Origin of the sequence: Haladaptatus sp. CMAA 1909 (assembly GCF_043952005.1) — an archaeon.
Taxonomy (GTDB): domain Archaea; phylum Halobacteriota; class Halobacteria; order Halobacteriales; family Haladaptataceae; genus Haladaptatus.
Genome location: NZ_JBIOAV010000001.1, coordinates 1,964,875 through 1,983,472 on the forward strand (window position 1 = coordinate 1,964,875; position 18,598 = coordinate 1,983,472).

General features: G+C 63.3%; 21 protein-coding genes. 8 read left to right on the plus strand and 13 right to left on the minus strand.

Annotated features, from left to right (window positions below):
• Positions 1–6: 6 nt before the first annotated feature.
• Both ACGYLY_RS10770 and ACGYLY_RS10775 read right to left on the minus strand, forming a co-directional pair.
• Positions 7–267, minus strand: coding sequence for a hypothetical protein (locus ACGYLY_RS10770; RefSeq protein ID WP_395281631.1), 261 nt, complete (start codon positions 265–267; stop codon positions 7–9).
• The gene (locus ACGYLY_RS10775) at positions 264–1,835 is read right to left on the minus strand and encodes a Na+/H+ antiporter NhaC family protein (protein ID WP_395281630.1); all 1,572 of its coding nucleotides are present in this window, start codon (positions 1,833–1,835) and stop codon (positions 264–266) included. Before ACGYLY_RS10775 ends, ACGYLY_RS10770 begins: the two co-directional genes overlap by 4 nt.
• Positions 1,836–2,057: 222 nt before the next feature.
• Between ACGYLY_RS10775 and ACGYLY_RS10780 the strand changes: the two genes are divergently transcribed.
• Together ACGYLY_RS10780 and ACGYLY_RS10785 are read left to right on the plus strand one after the other, a co-directional pair.
• Positions 2,058–3,341 carry an amidohydrolase gene (locus tag ACGYLY_RS10780; protein ID WP_395281628.1) on the plus strand — a complete coding sequence of 428 codons (1,284 nt, stop codon included), beginning with the start codon at positions 2,058–2,060 and terminating at the stop codon, positions 3,339–3,341.
• Between the two features lie 173 nt (positions 3,342–3,514).
• Positions 3,515–3,832: a HalOD1 output domain-containing protein gene (locus tag ACGYLY_RS10785; protein WP_231184530.1), complete on the plus strand. Its 318-nt coding sequence runs from the start codon at positions 3,515–3,517 to the stop codon at positions 3,830–3,832.
• A 173-nt stretch (positions 3,833–4,005) separates the two neighbouring features.
• Here the strand turns inward: ACGYLY_RS10785 and ACGYLY_RS10790 are convergent, their stop codons facing one another.
• A complete protein-coding gene (locus ACGYLY_RS10790; RefSeq protein ID WP_395281626.1) occupies positions 4,006–5,373 on the minus strand; it encodes a geranylgeranyl reductase family protein in 1,368 nt (455 codons plus the stop codon).
• Positions 5,374–5,496: 123 nt separating this feature from the next.
• On the opposite strand from ACGYLY_RS10790, the gene ACGYLY_RS10795 reads away from it, so the two are divergent.
• A complete protein-coding gene (locus tag ACGYLY_RS10795; RefSeq protein ID WP_395281625.1) occupies positions 5,497–5,829 on the plus strand; it encodes a 2Fe-2S iron-sulfur cluster-binding protein in 333 nt (110 codons plus the stop codon).
• Between the two features lies 1 nt (position 5,830).
• Here the strand turns inward: ACGYLY_RS10795 and ACGYLY_RS10800 are convergent, their stop codons facing one another.
• Positions 5,831–6,631 carry an aminoglycoside N(3)-acetyltransferase gene (locus ACGYLY_RS10800; protein WP_395281623.1) on the minus strand — a complete coding sequence of 267 codons (801 nt, stop codon included), beginning with the start codon at positions 6,629–6,631 and terminating at the stop codon, positions 5,831–5,833.
• Complete coding sequence (locus tag ACGYLY_RS10805) at positions 6,628–7,212, minus strand: flavin reductase family protein (RefSeq protein ID WP_395281622.1); 585 nt, start codon at positions 7,210–7,212, stop codon at positions 6,628–6,630. The genes ACGYLY_RS10800 and ACGYLY_RS10805 overlap by 4 nt, the downstream gene beginning before the upstream one ends.
• Positions 7,213–7,342: 130 nt before the next feature.
• On the opposite strand from ACGYLY_RS10805, the gene ACGYLY_RS10810 reads away from it, so the two are divergent.
• On the plus strand, positions 7,343–8,131 hold the full coding sequence (locus ACGYLY_RS10810; RefSeq protein WP_395281620.1) for a YihY/virulence factor BrkB family protein: 789 nt from the start codon (positions 7,343–7,345) through the stop codon (positions 8,129–8,131).
• Between the two features lie 153 nt (positions 8,132–8,284).
• Here ACGYLY_RS10810 and ACGYLY_RS10815 read toward each other — a convergent pair whose 3' ends face one another.
• Positions 8,285–9,439 carry an MBL fold metallo-hydrolase gene (locus tag ACGYLY_RS10815; protein WP_395281618.1) on the minus strand — a complete coding sequence of 385 codons (1,155 nt, stop codon included), beginning with the start codon at positions 9,437–9,439 and terminating at the stop codon, positions 8,285–8,287.
• 71 nt (positions 9,440–9,510) lie between these two features.
• On the opposite strand from ACGYLY_RS10815, the gene ACGYLY_RS10820 reads away from it, so the two are divergent.
• Positions 9,511–10,140 carry a rubrerythrin family protein gene (locus tag ACGYLY_RS10820; protein WP_395281616.1) on the plus strand — a complete coding sequence of 210 codons (630 nt, stop codon included), beginning with the start codon at positions 9,511–9,513 and terminating at the stop codon, positions 10,138–10,140.
• A 1-nt stretch (position 10,141) separates the two neighbouring features.
• Here ACGYLY_RS10820 and ACGYLY_RS10825 read toward each other — a convergent pair whose 3' ends face one another.
• Positions 10,142–10,675, minus strand: a complete 534-nt coding sequence (locus ACGYLY_RS10825) for a hypothetical protein (RefSeq protein ID WP_395281615.1) — start codon at positions 10,673–10,675, stop codon at positions 10,142–10,144.
• A gap of 76 nt (positions 10,676–10,751) precedes the next feature.
• Between ACGYLY_RS10825 and ACGYLY_RS10830 the strand changes: the two genes are divergently transcribed.
• Positions 10,752–11,147, plus strand: coding sequence for a hypothetical protein (locus ACGYLY_RS10830; protein WP_395281613.1), 396 nt, complete (start codon positions 10,752–10,754; stop codon positions 11,145–11,147).
• Positions 11,148–11,182: 35 nt separating this feature from the next.
• Here the strand turns inward: ACGYLY_RS10830 and ACGYLY_RS10835 are convergent, their stop codons facing one another.
• The 5 genes from ACGYLY_RS10835 to ACGYLY_RS10855 all read right to left on the minus strand — a co-directional run bounded on the left by ACGYLY_RS10835 (position 11,183) and on the right by ACGYLY_RS10855 (position 16,242).
• Positions 11,183–12,022 carry an ABC transporter permease subunit gene (locus ACGYLY_RS10835; RefSeq protein ID WP_395291143.1) on the minus strand — a complete coding sequence of 280 codons (840 nt, stop codon included), beginning with the start codon at positions 12,020–12,022 and terminating at the stop codon, positions 11,183–11,185.
• A 99-nt stretch (positions 12,023–12,121) separates the two neighbouring features.
• A complete protein-coding gene (locus ACGYLY_RS10840; RefSeq protein WP_395281612.1) occupies positions 12,122–12,622 on the minus strand; it encodes an NUDIX hydrolase in 501 nt (166 codons plus the stop codon).
• Positions 12,623–12,718: 96 nt separating this feature from the next.
• Positions 12,719–14,416, minus strand: coding sequence for a PQQ-binding-like beta-propeller repeat protein (locus ACGYLY_RS10845; RefSeq protein WP_395281610.1), 1,698 nt, complete (start codon positions 14,414–14,416; stop codon positions 12,719–12,721).
• A gap of 411 nt (positions 14,417–14,827) precedes the next feature.
• A complete protein-coding gene (locus ACGYLY_RS10850) occupies positions 14,828–16,066 on the minus strand; it encodes a mandelate racemase/muconate lactonizing enzyme family protein (protein ID WP_395281609.1) in 1,239 nt (412 codons plus the stop codon).
• Between the two features lie 50 nt (positions 16,067–16,116).
• Positions 16,117–16,242, minus strand: coding sequence for a hypothetical protein (locus tag ACGYLY_RS10855; RefSeq protein ID WP_255665794.1), 126 nt, complete (start codon positions 16,240–16,242; stop codon positions 16,117–16,119).
• Positions 16,243–16,403: 161 nt separating this feature from the next.
• Here ACGYLY_RS10855 and ACGYLY_RS10860 point away from each other — a divergent pair, with 161 nt between their 5' ends.
• Positions 16,404–16,532, plus strand: coding sequence for a hypothetical protein (locus tag ACGYLY_RS10860; protein ID WP_395281607.1), 129 nt, complete (start codon positions 16,404–16,406; stop codon positions 16,530–16,532).
• Between the two features lie 40 nt (positions 16,533–16,572).
• The gene (locus ACGYLY_RS10865; RefSeq protein WP_395281606.1) at positions 16,573–17,676 is read left to right on the plus strand and encodes a glycoside hydrolase; all 1,104 of its coding nucleotides are present in this window, start codon (positions 16,573–16,575) and stop codon (positions 17,674–17,676) included.
• Here the strand turns inward: ACGYLY_RS10865 and ACGYLY_RS10870 are convergent.
• Positions 17,660–18,508 carry a NosD domain-containing protein gene (locus ACGYLY_RS10870; protein WP_395281604.1) on the minus strand — a complete coding sequence of 283 codons (849 nt, stop codon included), beginning with the start codon at positions 18,506–18,508 and terminating at the stop codon, positions 17,660–17,662. The two genes, ACGYLY_RS10865 and ACGYLY_RS10870, sit on opposite strands and share 17 nt — an antisense overlap.
• Between the last annotated feature and the right edge of the window lie 90 nt (positions 18,509–18,598).

Sequence of the window (18,598 nt, forward strand, 5' to 3'; positions counted from 1 at the left end):
GGTCCGTCACTCGCCGTCGATGGCTTCGACGAACGTCGCCTGTCCGGTGTGATCGTTCGAGTCGAACTCCTCGACGCGAAGTCGTACCCGGTCGTCCACTTTCCCCGGCGGTGCGCCTTCCACTCGAAGGACGGAGTCCCCGACACGGGCCGTCGCGGTACCGTTGCGCTGGTCCGTAAGATAGACGTCTATCTCCTCGCCGGTCTCGAACACGGGTTTGTTCGACCGGAACGACCACCCGGCCAGATACTTGTCGAGGAGGCTCATACTCGGGCCACCTCCTCGGCTCGACGGTCGGAAACGTATTCCAGCCCGAACCCGGTCAGCGCGGAGAACAGGAAGACGCCGAACAGGAACCATCCGTGGAAGACGAACGGCCAGACTTCCGCGGGGTTGACGACCATCGACCGGGTGAACCAGCCGAACTGGTCGCTGCCCACGAGTTGGATCATGGTCGCGTAGCCGACCAAGACGCCGCCGCCCCACGGGAAGATGTAGCCCATCGCGGAGCTATTGGCGTCGAGGATGTTCGCGCGCCGGTAGCCGTTGACGTTGAACCGCTTGCCGATGCGAGCGACGTACGGCGCGATGGCGATTTCGGCGGCGGTGTTAATGGTGATCATCGCGTTGACACCCGCCGTGCCGAGGACCATGGTCGTCTCCGCCCGCCGGACGTTGGTCGCGACGCTTTTCAACAGGAAGTTCTGCAGCGCCTCGAAGCCGCCGCCCCGAATCATTATCTGTGCTCCCGCGACGATGAGCAGGGTCAACACGATGAGCGGGAAGAAGCCCGACGCGCCGCTGTAGAGACTACCGCCGACCGTACCCGCGTTGTCGGCGTTCACGGCGACGGTCTGCACGAACGGCAGGAAGCCGAAGGTACTCGCGAGCGGGCCGTTGGTCGGCGCGTAGAAGACCAACATCTTCTGAATCGGCGCGAGGCCGGTGACGACGTTGACGATGATCGCGAACACGAGTCCCCACGAAATCGCCTCGACGATGTGTCGCCCCGAGACGGCCGTCACGATGACGATGCCCATCGACACGAGGTGGATGAGGCCGACGGGGTTGCTGTCCAGCGAGATGTCGGCGGCGATGTTCGCCCCGTCCATCATCATTCCGGCGACGACGTAGCCGACGAACGCCAATACCGCCGCCGCGAGCGCGTATTTGAACCGCGAGGCGACGACGCCGCCGATGTCCGAATCCTGCGTCACCGCACTGACGATGGTCGTGTCGCTCACCGGTGCGAGGTTGTCGCCGAACACCGCACCCGACAGTATCGCGCCGAACATCAACACCGGATTCGCGCCGACGACGAGTCCGGCAGGGAAGAACAGGCCGGTGAACGCGATAGTGGTCCCGTACCCCGTGCCGATGCCCGTCGCCAACAGCGCGGCGAGGATGAACGTCGCCGCCGGAAACAGCGACGCGCCGACGTGCAACGCGTTCGCGGCCCAGACGAGGCCCTGTACGAAGCCGCCGTCCTGTAACACTTGGGCGAACATGCCCGCCCAGAGCCACGCGACGATGGCCGTCGCCGCCACGCGCTGGGTCATCCCCTCGAAGATGGTGTTGGCGTAGGTTTTCCAGTTACCCTTTGCGAAGAACATCCCGACGATGAGCGAGAGGAGCATCCCCACGACGAGGCCGGAGGTGCTTCCGACGCCGAGGAAACCGCTCTGAAACACGGCCCACACGATGAACAACCCGATGGGGAGCGCGCTCATCGCCGTCCCGCCGTAGAACTCGATACGGGACTCGTGTCGCGCGTGTTCTGCTTGCGCTAACTCCTCTTCGACTTCATCGCCGCGTTCGTCATCTGGCGAACTCATTCATAATACCTCTGTCACTCCGTGACAAGCCATCGAAGTAGTATAAAAGTAGTCCGAGAAAATTGACAGACAGGGGGAGTTCGAGGGGGAAAATCGAACCACGGTGCGAACCGCAAACGCACGAACGTCAGTGGTGGTGACGCCATCCGATCCGGGTTTCGACACGTCACTCGCATGGCCGCTTTTGGAGTATTTAAGGCCCACCCCGCCGTCCACCCTGCCATGAGCCAACAGGCCAGCCGTGACAGACTCGTAGAACTCCGCCGCGACCTTCATCGACACCCGGAACCCGCGTGGTGTGAGTTCTACACCACCGCTCGAATCGTGGACGAACTCGAATCCATCGGTGTGGACGAGCTGTACATCGGTCCCGAGGTTCTCGCACAGGAAGAGCGCATGTCGGTCCCGGACGACGACGAACTCGAAACGTGGTACGAACAGGCGCGCACCGCCGGGGAGCGCGAGGACGTCCTCGAACGGCTCGACGGCGGCAACACGGGCGCGATTGCGGTCCTCGAACGCGGCGAGGGACCGACCGTCGCCCTTCGCGTGGACATCGACGGACTGGTTCGGGAAGAATCGACCGACGACGACCACGTTCCCGCCGCGGAAGGCTTCCGTTCCGAACACGCGGGCGCGATGCACGCGTGCGGCCACGACTCGCACATCACGATGGGAATCGGCGTGCTCGAAGCGATAAAGGACAGCGACTTCGAGGGGACGTTCAAGGTCCTCTTCCAACCCGGAGAGGAGATGGTGGCCGGGGGCAAGCCGATGGCGAAGAGCGGTCATATGGACGACGTGGACTACCTCCTCGCGGTCCACATCGGTCTCGACCACCCGACCGGCGAAGTCGTCGCGGGTGTCGACGGGTTCCTCGCGGTGGACCACTTCCGCGCGGATTTCTCCGGCGTCCCGGCCCACGCCGGCGGCCAACCGAACGCCGGCGAGAACGCCATTCAGGCGATGGCCACCGCCATTCAGAACCTCTACGCCATTCCGCGGCACGAGGACGGTCCGACGCGGGTCAACGCGGGACAGGTCGGCGGCGGAACGGCGACGAACATCATCCCGGAACACGCGTATATCGACGGCGAGGTTCGCGGCGAGACGACGGAACTCAAGGATTACATGAAAGAACGCGCGGAGCGCGTCCTCGAAAACGCGGCGGAGATGCACGGATGCACCGTCGAACTCAGTGCGGAGGGGGAAGCGCCGAGCGCGGAGAGCGACGAGGGCTTGGTCGAAATCGTCCACGACGTCTCGCTGAACACGGACGGCGTCGACAATCCCATTCGCCGCGACACGCTCGGCGGCAGCGAGGACGCCACGTATCTGATGCAGGAAGTCCAAGGAAACGGCGGCCTCGCGGCGTACGTCGGCGTCGGAACCGACCACCCCGGCGGCCACCACACCGCGACGTTCGACGTGGACGAGGACAGTCTTCCGATCGGCGTGAACCTCCTCTCGACAGCTATCCTCGAAATAGCACGACAACGACCATAGTTGGGGAAAGTCCACCGACGCCGAACGGATAGTATCGTCTCCGAATCTTGTCCATCAAGAGTGGTCTCAGGATATCCAACAGTTTCAATTGAACACGGTAATTTTTATAATCCCCCATCACAACCCTCTGAGTAGATTCGAACAAGATTGCAGTGTTCGAGAGGTACACACCTATGAACGGGAACATCAACGACAGTAACGACGGTGCGGTTATGACGAACACGACACAGTCGAATCGGTACACTTGCTACGCGAACGAGGAGCAACTCAGCACGGCGGTGGTCATGGCACTCGCCGATATTACTGGGGGCGACCCGGGGAATATCGGCGTCCCGCTATACGACGTCATCGACCCGGACGCCCTCGACAATCTATTTAGCGACAAACACGACGGCTCACCTCGAACGGGCGGAAAAGTCGTGTTTACCATCCTCAACTACGAAGTAACCGTCCAGAGTTACGGTGAAATCGTCATCCAAGAGCTAGAATAACTCGACGCTCTTTTTCCGTTCGTTGTTGCTTCCGTCGGGTTTCCACACCCAACACAGTGCTATGAGATAGCATGCCATTTGTCGATCGCCTCCGTTTCCCTCCCGGTCGAGTCATATGAAACTCACCGGATTCGAGTAGAGAACAGTCGGCGTGATTCGACGGGTGGTCGGAATCAGTATTTCGGCACCGCGCCGGTGGTCGCGTACACGTCGTCCATCAGGTCGTCACGGACGTCCTGCCACGCGGGGAGTCCGCGGGGGTCGGTCGGGTAGTGGTCGTAGTGGTCGATGACCCGGTCGGCCAACTTCTTCGTCTTGTAGAGGTCGTAGACGAGTCGCCAGTGGTCCCGGGCGTCGAGCGCCGTCTGGAGTTTGAGTTTGAGGCCGATGTTGGCGCTCCCCGAGTACAGCGCCTCGGACAGTTTTTCGGCGGGAAGCGCGCCGAGCATTCCCATCAGGTCGTCCACGTCCACGGCGGTCGTGAAGATGTTGTAGATGTCGAGGCCGGCGTAGCGCGCGCCGAAGTGGTCCATGACGCGTCGATTGTACTCCCAGAGCGCGTGTTCGCTCGTGTCCCCGGTTTCGAAGGCTTCGATGGCCTGCTCACCCGCGTACTTGCCCGCGTAGGCCGCGCCCGCGATGCCGCCCCCGGTGGTCGGGTTGACGTGGCCCGCCGCGTCGCCGACGGCGATAAAGCCGGGTGCGACGGCCGAATCGTACGGTCGGCGGGTCGGCAGCGCCGCGCCGAGTTTGTCCTCGACGGTCGCCCCCTCGAACTCGGGTCGGGTGCGCAGGTCGCGCTTCAGGTCGTCCACGAGTTCCATCGGCTTTTCGTTCATCTGGAAGCCCAGTCCGGCGTTGATTTCGGTGCTGGTGCGCGGGAAGTACCAGAGATAGCCCGCGGCGCGGTCGGTGGGCTTGAACACGAGGGCGTCGTCCCACTCCACCGGTTCGTCCACGTGGATTATTTCGCGGTAGGCCGAACAGAACTGCGAGTAGGTGACGTTCGTGTCGAACGTCGAATCCGAGAAGTCCGTCTTGTCCTGCAACAGGGAGAGCGCGCCCGCGGCGTCGATGAGGAGGTCCGATTCGTACTCCACCACGTCGCCCTCGTGCTTCGCTCGAACGCCCGTCACGCGTCCGGCGTCGTCCTGCGTCACGTCCTGAACGACCGTGTCGTAGTGGAACTCCGCACCGGCGTCCTTCGCGCCCTGAATGATGCGCCGTCCGTACTCCCAGCGGTCGATGACGGCGAGTTCGCCGGGAACGGGGATTTCGAGGACCGTGTCCTCCCGCGGAATCTCGAACCGCCCGTGGTCCACTCCCGTGTTGGTGAACGCGGGTTCGAGCTTCTCCTTGGGAATCGCCTCGGGGAAGGCGTCGGCCCCCTTCAACGCGTCGCCACACGCGATGTGGCCCGCCTCCTCCTCGGTTTTCCGCTCGACGATCACCACGTCGTAGCCCTCGCGGGCCACGGTCGCCGCGGCGTAACACCCCGACGTTCCCGCACCGACGACGACCATATCATATCGTTCGCTCATGCGTTTCGCTACGAGAGGGAAGCGAGAAAACTCTTTATCCCCTATTGTGTCCTCGTGAAGAGGACGGTAAACGAACGACGGCGTGCATAAAGAGTTTTGCCGAGTTGTTTCGTACGCCGGGGTATGACCGATTACACCGTCGAGTTCGTCGGCACCGGCGAATCCATCGAGGTCTCGGACAAACAGACCATCCTCAAGGCCTGCATCGAGGAGGGCATCGCACAGGAGTACTCCTGTCGCGTCGGCATGTGTCTCGCCTGCTCGGCGGAAATCGTCGAGGGGGACGTCACCCAACCGGCCGCCCGCGGACTGACCGAGGAGGAAGCCGAAAACTACGCGCTCACCTGCATGGCGCGACCGCAGAGCGACCTGAAACTCGACCGCGGCAAGTACCCGCCGAGCATCGAGGCCGACGCCGAGGCGATGGACGAATCCGCCGCCGCGGCGGACGACTGACTTATCTGTTCCCTACCATCCACTCGGTCCCGAACGCGACTAGCTCCCGCTGTGAGACGAGCGTCGCGTCCGCCTCGCCGACCTGCCCGCGACGAACCTCGTGATTCTCCTCGAACGCCGCCTCGATGTCCCGGAAGTCGTCCTCGCTCTCCGGTTCCTCGAACGTCACCCAGCGGCGTTCGCCGTCCGCCAGTATCGGCCCGCCGTTCACGTCGAACGATTTACCGTCGTACTGCGCACGATACTCCGCCAAGTGAAGCGACGTGTTCGCGTCCACGCCGAGGCGAAGCACCAGCGCATCGAGGTCATCGAGGCGCGCGAGCGGGGACCGCTCGCCGAGCGACGAATCGTACGCGTGGTCGGAAACCACGAACTCCGCGTCCGCTCCCCACGCCGCGAACGACGACGTCGGGTGCTTGCTCCTGATGACGCCGGGATAGTCCCGAAAGCAGTCCGCGATTGCGCCCATGCCCCGCGTCGGCGTGAGTTCCGGGCGGAACGGCGGCGACGTCTCCTTGATTTGCTCCACCCACTCGTCGGGGACGGGCGGGTTCTCCCAGTGCGTCGGATCCGATAGTTGCGAGGAGTGGGTCGGCATCGCGAGCGTCCCCTCCTCGGTGACGACGGACATGAGCGCGTCCACGGCCGCCGGCGCGCCGCCGGAAACCCATCCGAGCGCGGAGAGCGACGAGTGAACGAGGACGGTGTCGCCCGCCGCGAGTCCGAGGTCTCGAAGGTCGGTAACCAGTCGCTCGGTCGTTATCGGGTCCGACGTTCGTTCGACCGCGTCCCCTTCGCTCATGGCGGTCGTTCCATCGAGAACCGGTCGTCCGTGTGGGCGTAGAGGCTGCCAGAGAGGCGGCCCACGGCGTCGATTTTGTTCACGTCGAGCTTTCCGTCCGTGGTCACGTCGTCGTCCACGTGAACCCACTCGACTTCGCCGAGCACCATCGTGGACGCGCCGATATCTACCATCTCGTACAGCGAACACTCGAAGGCGACCGGCGTGTCGGCGACGCGTGGCGCGTCCACCACGGTCGATTCCGCGCGCTCCAGTCCGGCGCGGTCGAACTCGCTTTCGCCGTGCGGAAGCGTCGCGCTCGTCTCGTTCATCGCCTCGGCGAGCGGTTCGGTGACGACGTTGACGACGAACTCCTCGGTGTCGCGCACGTTTTTCGGCGTGTCCTTCAAGCCGTCCTCCACGTCAACCGGCGAGAACATCACGACCGGCGGCTTGGAACTCACGACGTTGAAAAAGCTGTACGGCGCGAGGTTGTCCACACCGTCGGGACTCCGCGTACTCACCCACGCGATGGGCCGCGGAACGACGGCACCAGCCAACGTCCGGTACAGCGAACCGACTGTCTCCGGGTCGATTTCCATACGGGAAAACTGGCGTGCGGTACCAAACGGATTTCGGGTCCGGTCGACTCTGCCGGGAGACGGTTCGAAGACCCCGACCCATCATTTATACAGCCGAATCATCCATTACGTAAGGATCCTATCTCCTCATATGAACGTCCCCGAGCCGGTGCGGTCAGTCGTCGCAGTCGTCCAGGAGAGAAACATCACGTTTCTCGCGGCCAGTTTCGCATACTACGCGTTCGTCTCGATATTTCCGCTCGCGTTGCTCGCCCTCACCGTCGGCACCCTCATCGGCGGACCCGAGTTCGCGAACACGCTCGTCCAGCAGGCGAAGGGACTGCTCTCCGACCAAGGTGCGGGATTCCTCCAACAAGCGATCGGGAACTCCTCGGCGCGGGCCAGCGCGTCACTCTTCAGCGTCGTCGTCCTGCTCTGGAGCGCGCTCAAACTGTTTCGGGGACTCCTCCTCGCGTTCGAAGAGGTTTACCAACACGACCCCGAGGCCGGTCTGGTCGACCAGTTGAAGAAGGGGTTCGTCACGTTGGTCGCGGTCGCGGTCGGCGTCACCCTGATGGTCGGTATCGGTGTAGTGATTCGCTCGTCCACCTTGGAGGGGATTCCGTTCATCGACTTCGCGGGGACGGTGGTTCTCCTCGTCGGACTCATGCTGGTGTTCCTGCCGCTGTACTACGTCCTTCCGCCGGTCGATATGACCGTTCGAGAGGCGCTTCCGGGAACCGTTTTCGCCGCCATCGGATGGATCATCCTCCAAGGAGGTTTCCAGTTGTACGCACAGAGCGCCAGCAAAGCCCCCGTCTACGGGGCGCTCGCCGGTGTCATCCTCTTCCTCACGTGGCTGTACTTCGCCGGCGTCCTCCTGCTCGTCGGGGCCGTCGTCAACCTCGTCGCCGCCGACCGGAGCGCGGCGACCGTCTGAAGGTCCGATAGCCACAAACCGAACTACTGCTTCGATGTAGTTTGCGCCGACGATGGCTGAAGACGACCGCGACCGAGAAGCGGAACGAGAGGAAACGGGAGGTCGAAGAGGAAGCCGACCGCACCTGACTGTGCCGGAGGATACCGCGGGCCGTCACGGTTCGGACGACACCGCGCAGTTGTTCGGGCCGAGTTCGAGTTCGAACGCCGTCTCGGTATCGACGGTTTCCCGCCCGAGGTTCACGGCGACGATTTCCTCGTAGTTGGCGGGCCGCGGCGGCAGATCGTCCGCGACCCGCGCCACGAACGATTCCCTGTCGAGCGACAGGAAGGGAACCGCGTCGCGTACCGCGTCCAATGTCGCGGTAATCGTCCCGTCGTTTCCTCGCCGCGTCCCCGAATCCGCGTGTCCCGGCGCGACGAGCGTTTCCTCGGGAAGCGACAGCACGCGGTCGTGAAGCGTTCCGTAGAGGGAGTCGGCGAGCGCGCGTGCACCGTCGCTTCCCGCCTCCAAGTCGGGCCGTCCGATGCCGTCCAAAAACAGCGTGTCGGCGCTGAACAGCACGTCGCCGAGTCGGAACAGCGTCATCTCGCTGGTGTGGCCCGGCGCGTGTATCGCGGTCAGGGTGGCGTCGCCGAGCGCGAGTTCGTCGCCGTCCTCCACGAGTCGCGCGTCGAACGCCAAGCCGCGTTCCGTCGCACCTGCCGGGAGTACGGGTTCGGCATCGCTCCGCTCCGCGACCGCTCGGAGGCCGCTCACGTGGTCTGCGTGGACGTGCGTGTCGATGGCGTAGCGGAGGTCGGCGTCCCGCTCCGCCGCATCGTGGACGTACCGGTCGGCGAACGACCGCAACGGGTCGATGACGGCGGCTTCGCTCCCCGAAACGACGAGATAGGACAGACAGCCGCTGGACGGGCGTTCGTACTGGATGGTCGTTTCGGACCCGCCGTCGATTTCGCGCGCCACGTACACCGTCGCCCATCCCTCCATTCCGTCTTCGAGGTTCCGCACGTCGTAGCCTTCCTCCCGCAGGAGTTCCGTGACGGCTTCGCTCGCGTCCCCTTGGGGACAAACCGCGACGATCGGACCGTCCTGACTCGCGGCGTCGATTCCGATTTCCTCGGCGAGTTCGGGAACCTCGCCTCGGACCTTCGCACTCATGAACTGGGCGTAGGGCGTCTGTATCGTCCGCGGCGCGTCGATGTGCCACTCCTCGAACTCGTCGCGGTTGCGGACGTCGAGTATCGAGAGAGATTCCCCTCGCTGGAGTCGGTCGTACAGCCCCGCCGGAGAGAGGGTATCGGCCATGCTCGTAGTACGCGACACGAGGCCAAAAGGTGTCGCCCAAACGTTATGCCGACGGTCGTCGTCTCGGGAATATGCACCCCGATGACTTCGCCGATGCCGTCGCGGACGAGAAGGCCACCGAACTCGACCGTCTCGGCTCACAACAACTCCTCATCTCGCTCACCGACGCCGAACTCGACCCGCCAGCGGTACTCTGCGCGGCGGCCGAAAGCGAACATACCGCGGCCGAAACGTTCGACGGGTGGGCCGCGGGGGCCGACGGCGAGCGCGCACGGGAGGCGTTCGAGCGACTGGCCGAGCAGGAACGCCGTCACTACGACCGGGTCGTCGGGGAACTGGATGAGTTCGAACCCGGCGACGCGATCGACCCGATGCACGACTTCCTCCGCGGACTGGACGACGACGTCGAACGCGGCGGCGCTCTCGTCGGGCGCTCGTTGGTGGGGGAGCGGACGCTCCTGCAAGTGGTGAGCTTCTTCATCAACGAGGCGGACGAGCGCCGTGCGGACGTGTTCCGCGACTTGCGCGCCGACACGCGGGAGAACGTGGAGGACGGTGTGGCGATTCTCGCCGACCGCTGCGAGGACGACGACGATTGGAACCGGGCCTTCGACGCGGCCACGGAAACCGTGCAAGTCGCCTACGACGACTACGCCGACACGCTGACCGGGATGGGACTGGACCCGAAACCCATCTGCTGAGTCAGTATCGCCGTCGTCCGTCCTCGATGGCTCGACGCAACTGGCCGGCGCGTTCGGACCCCACGAGGAGGGGCCGCGTTCCGTCGCGCTCGATTCGCACGCCCTCGCTTCCGTCCACGATGTACGCCGTTCCCTTCTCGTCCCACGAGAGTCCGTCTCGTGTGAGCGAGAGACCCCATCGGATTCCCCACCCGCCGTAGTCGCGCATGGCGCTGTACTCGGACGATTCGACCGCCGTGATTTCCTCGAATGGAATCCGTCGAAACCGGAGGTGGAACGGGACGAACTTCAGATACAGTCCGTCATCCCGCACCTCGGTCACGAGGACGGCCCGATGAATCAGGACCAACGGCAGGCCGAGCGCGAGCAGAATCAGTGCGCCGTTTCGAATCGCCTCGCGGGTGATTCCCCCGTACTCGTCGATGAAGATAACCCCTAACAGGAGGAGTATCGGAACGTTCGTGACGAGCAGGAACGCCCACAGCCAACCCTGTCGAAAGCGCTGTGTTTCCCGAAACCGCGGGTCGCCGCTCATTCCCCCCTATTTCGTCGGTGACGAAATATATGTTCGGAGTAGCTACATTTATACTTCGACTCCGACAACCCGCCCCATGGTCAGTGGCTCCCGGATTCTCAGCCTCACGTTCGCGCTGACGCTGGCGCTCACCACCCTCGTCGGTCCGTTGGCGGACGCCCTCGACGTGGGAGGTAATTCGGGGATTTTCGGCGCGTTGGGCGTCGCGCTTCTCCTCGCGTACGTCCTGCTCTCGTACAACCCCAACCTCTACGTCGATGGAGTCTGGCACTTCGCGTTCCTCGTCTTTCTGCTCTCCGTCGGGGTTCACGTCCTGCTCGGAACGGGGCTAACGGACGGAAACGCGACGCCCGCCCAAATCGTGCTGGTGTGGCTGTTCGCGGTCGGTGCGGTCGCGGCGGCGTTCAGAACGACCGTCATCGAGCAGTTGCGGGTGTCGGACGGCGAACGACCGCCGAGCGAACGGGAATGAGGACCGGCGAAACGTCGACGACATTTCGGCGGGCGTTATTCGATATCCATCTTCTCGAAGCGCCGGTACCCGAGCACGAGTGGAACGACGACCCAGACGAGGAGGACGACGAATCCGACCCAGTCTTGGAGAAAGGGTGCGTCCGAGTGGGGATATATCGTGAGGTCGTGGTATGCGGGAATGACTGCTCTCGCCGCGAACATGAACGCCGTCGATGGGTTGAACACACCGATGAGCTGAAACCAATCCGGAAGTCCGCCGTGAGGGGGTTGTGCACCATATAGCACCAACTGCAAGCCCAACAGGAGCGCGTCCCATCCCAACATGAACAACGCGTACAGTCCTATCGCCCCGACGAGCGCCCTCTGACGCGATTTCATCCCCGCCGAAAAGCCGAGCGGGACGGCGACGTAGACCGCTCCATTGCACACAGTTAGCAGCGTGTAGAGTCCGAAAGTGGCGAAATCGAGGGTGCCGTACGACAGAACGGTTACGGCCCAGACGACGGTGTAACAGGCGACGACCACTCCACCGACAACGAGGGTTCGACCGACGAACTTGCCGAGTACCGCATCGCGCCGCGTATTCGGGAGGCCCAACAGGAGTTTCAGGCTGCCGCGCTCGCGCTCCCCGGCTATCGCATCGTATCCGATGCCGAGCCCGAGAAGCGGAACGAAGAACACGCCCGATTGTCGCATGCTGTTTAGAAGAACGAGTCTACTCTGTTCCACCGGAGCGTTTCGAGAGGGAACCGGAACCCAGTGGATGGCGGCCAGAAAGACTGCAAAGAGGAAAAAGAAGAACGCGATTCCTGCCACCGAATATGAACGTGCGGATTGGTGAACCTCTTTCTTCACGACAGCTGACAAGCTCACGAGAGAATTATTCTCCTATATTTGTCTTGAACTTTTTGATCGGTTTCGAACGAAAACATCCGGTATCGGTCGGCGTGGATACACCCCGGAACCATTGCATCATTCTCCTCGGAGGTACGCCCGAAGCAGGTCGCCGTCGTGGAGGTTCTCGGGAAGTGCGCCGAACCACCGGGCCGCCGAAATCTCGTCTTCGTGCGCACCCAACCGCGACGCATCGGGTATTTCGCCGTCGGCGCGCGCGGCGTACACGACGTCCTGAGCAGAAAACCGCTGCTCACCGGTTCCCACCTCCACGTACGACTGGTCGAGAACGACTAACGGCGCGCCGATGGTCGCGTCCAGACCCGTCTCCTCACGCACCTCCCGCCGTGCCGCCTCGACGGGTGTTTCGCCCGACTCGACACCGCCACCGGGGAGAATCCATCCTTCGGACCAGCCGTTTTGGACGAGGGCGATCCGTCCGTCCGCGTCCCGCACCCGTGCCGCCGCAGTCCGACCGGTGCCGTCTACCGCCCAGTCCCGAAGCGACGCCAGTTTCGCCGCCGGGAGACGAATCGTCTGTCGTTCGCGCGGCGTCTCCGGCGGAAACTTCTGAGACACACCGCATCATCCTCGGCCGATTGTCAAAAATATAACCATATCCGGATCGGTTCGACGCGACGGTTTGGAAAGCGGTCGGTTCACCGGGATCAGTGGTCAGTCATCGCGCTCGATTTTGGACCGGAGGTACGCGCCGACCCCGGCGAACCCGCCGAGAGCAGTGAGGAGACCGAATCCGGGTTGCCCGTCCGAGGTGGTCGTCGTCCCGGTCGTGGTGCTGGTGAGGTTCCCGTTTCCTCCCGATCCCGTCGTTTCGGTTGCGCCCGGCGTTCCCGACGTGGTCGTCGTGGTCGTCGTTTCGGACATCGTCGTCCCCGGTGCCGTCGTTCTCGTCGTCGTGGCGTCCGTCGTCGAGGACGATGTGGTGGTCTCGCTTGCGGTCGTCGTGGTCGTTTCGCCCGCGGTGGTGGTCGGTTCAGTGGCGGTTGTCGTGGTCTCGCTGGTCGTGGTCGTTTTGCTCGTGGTGGTTTCCTCGCTGGTCGTCTCTTCGGTCGTCGTCTCGGTTTCTTCAGTGGTCGTCTCCTCGGTCGTCGTGGTCGTCGGGTCTTCGGCGCTCCCGAGGACGTGGAAGTCGCCGTACCTCGTATACATCCAGTCCAACGTCGAGCCTAACGGGTACGTCGCCGTGTACACCTTTCCGTTTACGACGACGGGCGAGTTGGCCGCCGGACCGTACTCCTCGGCGTCCCATTCTCCGAACTCGTGTCGCCAGTCCAGTTCGCCGGTCGTCGTGTTCAGCGCCAGAACGACCGCGTCCCCGGTTTCCGTCTCCGGGTCCGCTCGCCCGCCGGCGTACAGCGTATCTCCTGCGACGGACAGGGCACCAGCGAGCGACGCGTCGGCCTCGAACGTCCACGCATCGTAGCCGTTTTCCACTTCGAGAGCCTGTATCGCGTCGTTTATGCGGTAGAAGACACAGCCGTTTGCGACCGTCAGCCGGTTGCCGAACCAGTACCCGCTCATCGCGAGGGTGTGGGTCCACAGTTCGCGGCCGTCCTCCACCGACCGCGCTTTGATGGCGTACTCGCCGCTTCGGTTCTCCGTGCTGAACACCCGACCGTCCGCGACCGTTTGCAGGACGTCGCCATCCCCGGAGACGTCCCATCGAACCGACCCGTCGTCCGCGTTCAGCGCGACTCCGTTCCCGCAAAGGAGCGTCCCGTCATCCAAACACGTGACCCCGCTGGCCGCCTCGGTTTTCCAGACGACGTCACCCGTATCCGGGTCGAACCGAGCGATGCCCCCGGACACGTCGGCGAACAACCCTCCGTCGGCGACCAACGGGTTGTCCATTCGGTCGGACTCCTCCATGTGCCACTTCGTCTCGCCGGTACCGCTATCTAGGGCGAAGAACCCCGACCCGCTGGCGTCTTCGGAACCACGCGTGCCGAAATAGACGGTTCCATCACCGACCGTGGGCGTCCCCGGTCGAGAGAAATCATCACGTTTCCACACCGTTTCGTCAGCGTCGGGGTCGTAGGCGGCGACATAGCCCTCGCTGGACGACGGCGTCAATGCCGTCGTCACGGCCATGTACACCAGCCCATTCGCGACGACTGGTTCGGTCGTGTACATGCCGCCGTTCATATCGAACGACCGTTCGGTGGTCACGTTCGGTCCGGGACCGCTAGCTTCGGTGGCACCGGTCCGGCCCGCGTTTCCGCGGAACGTCGTCCACGAACCCCCTGCATCGTCGGCTCCCATCGCGGGGAGTACGAATTCGCTACCGACCGCGGCAGTCGTACCGAGGACCGCTGCCACCTTGAGAAAATCACGCCGATTTGTCGCGTGCATGTTCCATTTGAAAGTATCCCCACCGAATATACTTTGTGCAGAAATTATGCTTAAAAAAACTTTCTGATACTGACATCGAATGCATCTGTCCGAAAACAGTCGTTCCATCTCGAATTTCGCGTCTATCGACCATTTCGGGGCGGGAGTAGCGAGGCCACACCTCCTTCCTCGATACAATTATCAGAAATGAGTCTCTTATCGGAAGGGGGAACGTGACCCCCGATATGGCCATCCGCCTTCAATCGTCTCGGTTTCGTTGAAGCCATCGCTTCGTCGAACAGCACGAATCGGAGATTCGTTGGCTCGACGAGGTTACGCTTCGTCGAACAACGCGGAGTAAAACTCCGCTGGCTTGATGAGACTATGCCTCATCAAACGACGCAAAGCAGAGCTTTGCTGGCTCGGCGAAGCTCACGCTTCGTCGAACAATTCCTCACCCTCGACCATGTGCGCCTCCACGGCGTCCATGTCGAGCGTCAGGCCGAGACCGGGTTTCTCGGGAACGGTGATGTAGCCGTCCTCGATAACGTCCTCTTCCACGAGGTCCTCCCACCAGCCGAGCTGGTAGGAGTGGTATTCGACGGCCAGCGAGTTCGGGATGGCGGCACCGACTTGAGCGCTCGCCATCGTCGCCACCGGCGAGGAGACGTTGTGCATGGCGACCGGCACGTAGTACTGGTTCGCCACGTCCGCGATTTTGCGGGTTTCGCGCATGCCGCCGACCTTCGGCAGGTCGGGCGCGATGATGTCCACGGCGAGGTTCTCGATGAGACGGCGCTCCTCGGTGACGCGGTAGCGGTTTTCACCGACGGCGATGGGCGTCGTCGTGGATTTCGTCACTTCCTCTTGCACTTCGAGGTTCTCCGGCGGAACGGGGTCTTCGAGCCACCACACGTCGAAGTCCTCGACGGCCTTGGCGAGACGCTGTGCGCTTCCGGACGAGAACGACCAGTGACAGTCGAACGCGACGTCCGCGCGGTCCTTCACTTGTTCCGTGACCTTCTCCACGATTTCGGCCTTGTGGCGGATTTCCCCGTTGCGAAGGTGGCGATTCGCGCGGTCCTTTTCGAGACCCGAGGGGACGTCGAGGTCGAACTTGAGCGCGTCGTAGCCGAGTTCGGAGACGACGCGTTCGGCCTCGGCGGCACAGGCGTCCGGGTCCGCCTCGTCGGCGGTGTGACAGTCACAGTACACGCGAATCTTGTCGCGGTACTTTCCGCCGAGGAGTTGGTAGGCGGGGATGTCGAGAATTTTGCCCGCGAGGTCGTGGAGGGCGATTTCGATGCCGGAGATGGCCGTGATGGTGACGCCCTCGATGGAGCCTTCGCCGGACATCTTCTGGACGAGATGTTCGTAGAGTCTGTCGATGTCGAGCGGGTTCTCGCCGACGACGAATGGCTTCATTCGCTCGATGAGTTCGGGGACACCGGCACCCCAGTAGGCCTCACCGGTGCCGACGATTCCGGCGTCAGTGTACACGCGGACGAGCGTCCACGGGAAGTTGCCGTCGACCATCGTCGTCTGAACGTCGGTGATTTCGATGTCGCGCTTGCTTCCGCGGGATGCCGTCGCACCCATCGTCTCGCCGGAGAGGTTGCGCATCGTGTACTCTGCGTTGGGGTCGTGCAGCGTCGAATAATCGCGTCCCATACCGGCGGGTACTCCGCCGGGAGTAAAAGTTCACGTGGTATCGTCCGTTATTACTGGTGCACGTCGACTGGAACTTCCGCGCTGATCCACGCGTGGACGGAATCTTCGGTACGAAGTTCGTATCTACCGCGTCGATAGTACCCGACCACCCGCGGTTCGGTCTGCTGTTCAGGCATCTCGGTTACTCGTTCGACGCCTCGCATCCTTACTATTCACCAGTTAACCGATTACGACCCGCGATAAGCCCACCGTTCCGGGCCATCGAACCGCCACCGACCATCTCCGCTCGTCGTCCGAACGGTCGCTCCCCGTATCGATTATACACCGACTAACCGCGATGACGGGTGCGAAACGATCGATCGATTTACCGGTGGCGTACGGTTCGAGCCTCCGTTCCCCCGAAATCGACCGCGAGAGCGGTTTCGAACCGTCGCTCCCGACCGTCGGCCGGAACTATCAGGAGTAGCACCGCTACTTTCAGGTGCCCCGCCGTTGTCGGCGATTCCATGACTCATCGGTGTACGAGACGGGGGTTCCTCGCAGCCGGTGCCGCGTCCGCGGTTTCTCTCGCCGGATGCGTCGCCGACGCATGGGGTCCGCCGGTGGATGTTCGGGGGGCTATGTACCTCCCGGCCCGAGCGATGAACTCCTTCCAGATGTGGCACACATACGAACGCGGCGTCACGGAGCGCGACATGGGGTTCGCCGACCGACTGAACCTGAACGCGATTCGAACGTGGTTGAGTTACGAGGCATGGCAGGAGGACCGAGCGTCGTTCGGCCGCGCGCTCGACCACTTCCTTTCGACCGCCGACTCGCACGGCATCCGGGTTCTCCTCGGCGTCTTCGAGGGGGTGGGTCGTCCGCCGACGCCGCAGAACCTGCACGACACCGACCCGTGGACGGGAACGTCGGTCTGGTCGCCGGGGAAACGGGTGATGCGAAATCCCGACAAATGGGACGGCCCGAAGCGGTTCGCCGAGTGGGTGATGGACCGCTATCGCGACGACGAACGCGTCCTCGCCATCGAAGTGATGAACGAACCCGGATGGCGGCCGTGGAAGAAGCGGTTCGCCCGCGAGATGTTCGAGTTCACGCGTCAGCGGCGTGGCGACGTTCCGCTGACCATCGGAGCGACGAGTTTCGCCAACGCCACGGACTACTACGACTGGGGCATCGACGTGATACAGTTTCACTACAACTACCCGAACACGACGGACATCTACAGCGGCGTTCTGCAGCAAGCGAACGAACTCAAACGCAGCGTCAACATGCCCGTCTGGTTGACCGAGTGGCAACGTGTCGCCGACTTCGGGTGGGGACAGAAGGAGGTGTCCGTGGCCCAGCGCGGACCGGATTACGCGTCGCTCGCACCCGTCATCAAGAAATCGGGCGTCGGCAACTTCTTCTGGTCGCTCATGCTCAAACCGGCCTACATGCTGAGCCAGCGCAAGCGCGGCATCCTGAACGGCGTCTTCCACGAGGACGGCGCGGTCTGGAGCACGGAGGACGCGAGCGCCCTCAAGGCCATGTCCGGCGACGGCGAGTTCGACGGACGGGAACGAAAGGAGTGGCCCGACTGGGCGAAGGAGGTCATCCGGAAGGCGTGAGTCCGGCGTACGCCATCACGTCGCCGTGGTCGAAGTTCCCGTCACCGTCGAAGTCGAGGGCGGTCCGCTGTTGTTCCGGGATGTCGGCGAGTCCGATCGTCTCGGCCGCGGCGACTATCGGGAGCGACGCGGCATCCGCGACGCCGATTTCCCCGTTACCGCTTACGTCCTCGTAGCGCCCGTCGCCGTCGGGGTCGAGCGGCGGTCCGACGGTGAGCTGCACGCCGAAAACGTTCACCAGCGCCATCGGCGCGTAGATGTCGATGGCGTCGTTGTGGTGGATTCGATTGCGGCGAATGTCGTCGTCCCACGCGTCCGCGAGGACGAGGCCGCGAAGGCCGTCCCTGACCGTGTTGTTCACTAACCGAGCGTCGGCGTCGGTCACGCCGATTCCGATGGCGTTGTTGAAAGTGACGACGTCGCGCACCGTCACGGCGGACGAATCCTGCACGTAGACGCCGCGATTCCAGTCCTTCGTTCGGAGGTTTCGCACCGTCACGTTCGACGCGCCGTCGACGTGAACGCCGCTGGTGTCGCTGACGCCGAACCCGTCCAGCATATGGCCGCCGCCGTCGAACACCACGTCGTCCGCGCGGATTTTGATACAACCCGTCGAGATGGCCGTCTTTCCGTTGTGGATGTCGTGTGAGAGGACGTAGCGACCAGGTTTCGTGATTTTCGTACAGGAACCGACCGTCGTGGTGGTTTGCGGTGCGGTTGCCGTGGCCGATGTGGCGGTCGCACTGGCGACCGGTGGACCGCCGACGTGGGCGGCACCGCCGACGACGCAGAGGAGAACCAACCCGACGACGAGAACGCGCGAGGGAAGCATGGTCCCACGCACGACGGGGTTCCTGTTATACGCTCTCCTCGTAAGGGTAGCCTACCCGGAAGAAAGGTCCCGTGTGCACGGGGAAACCGA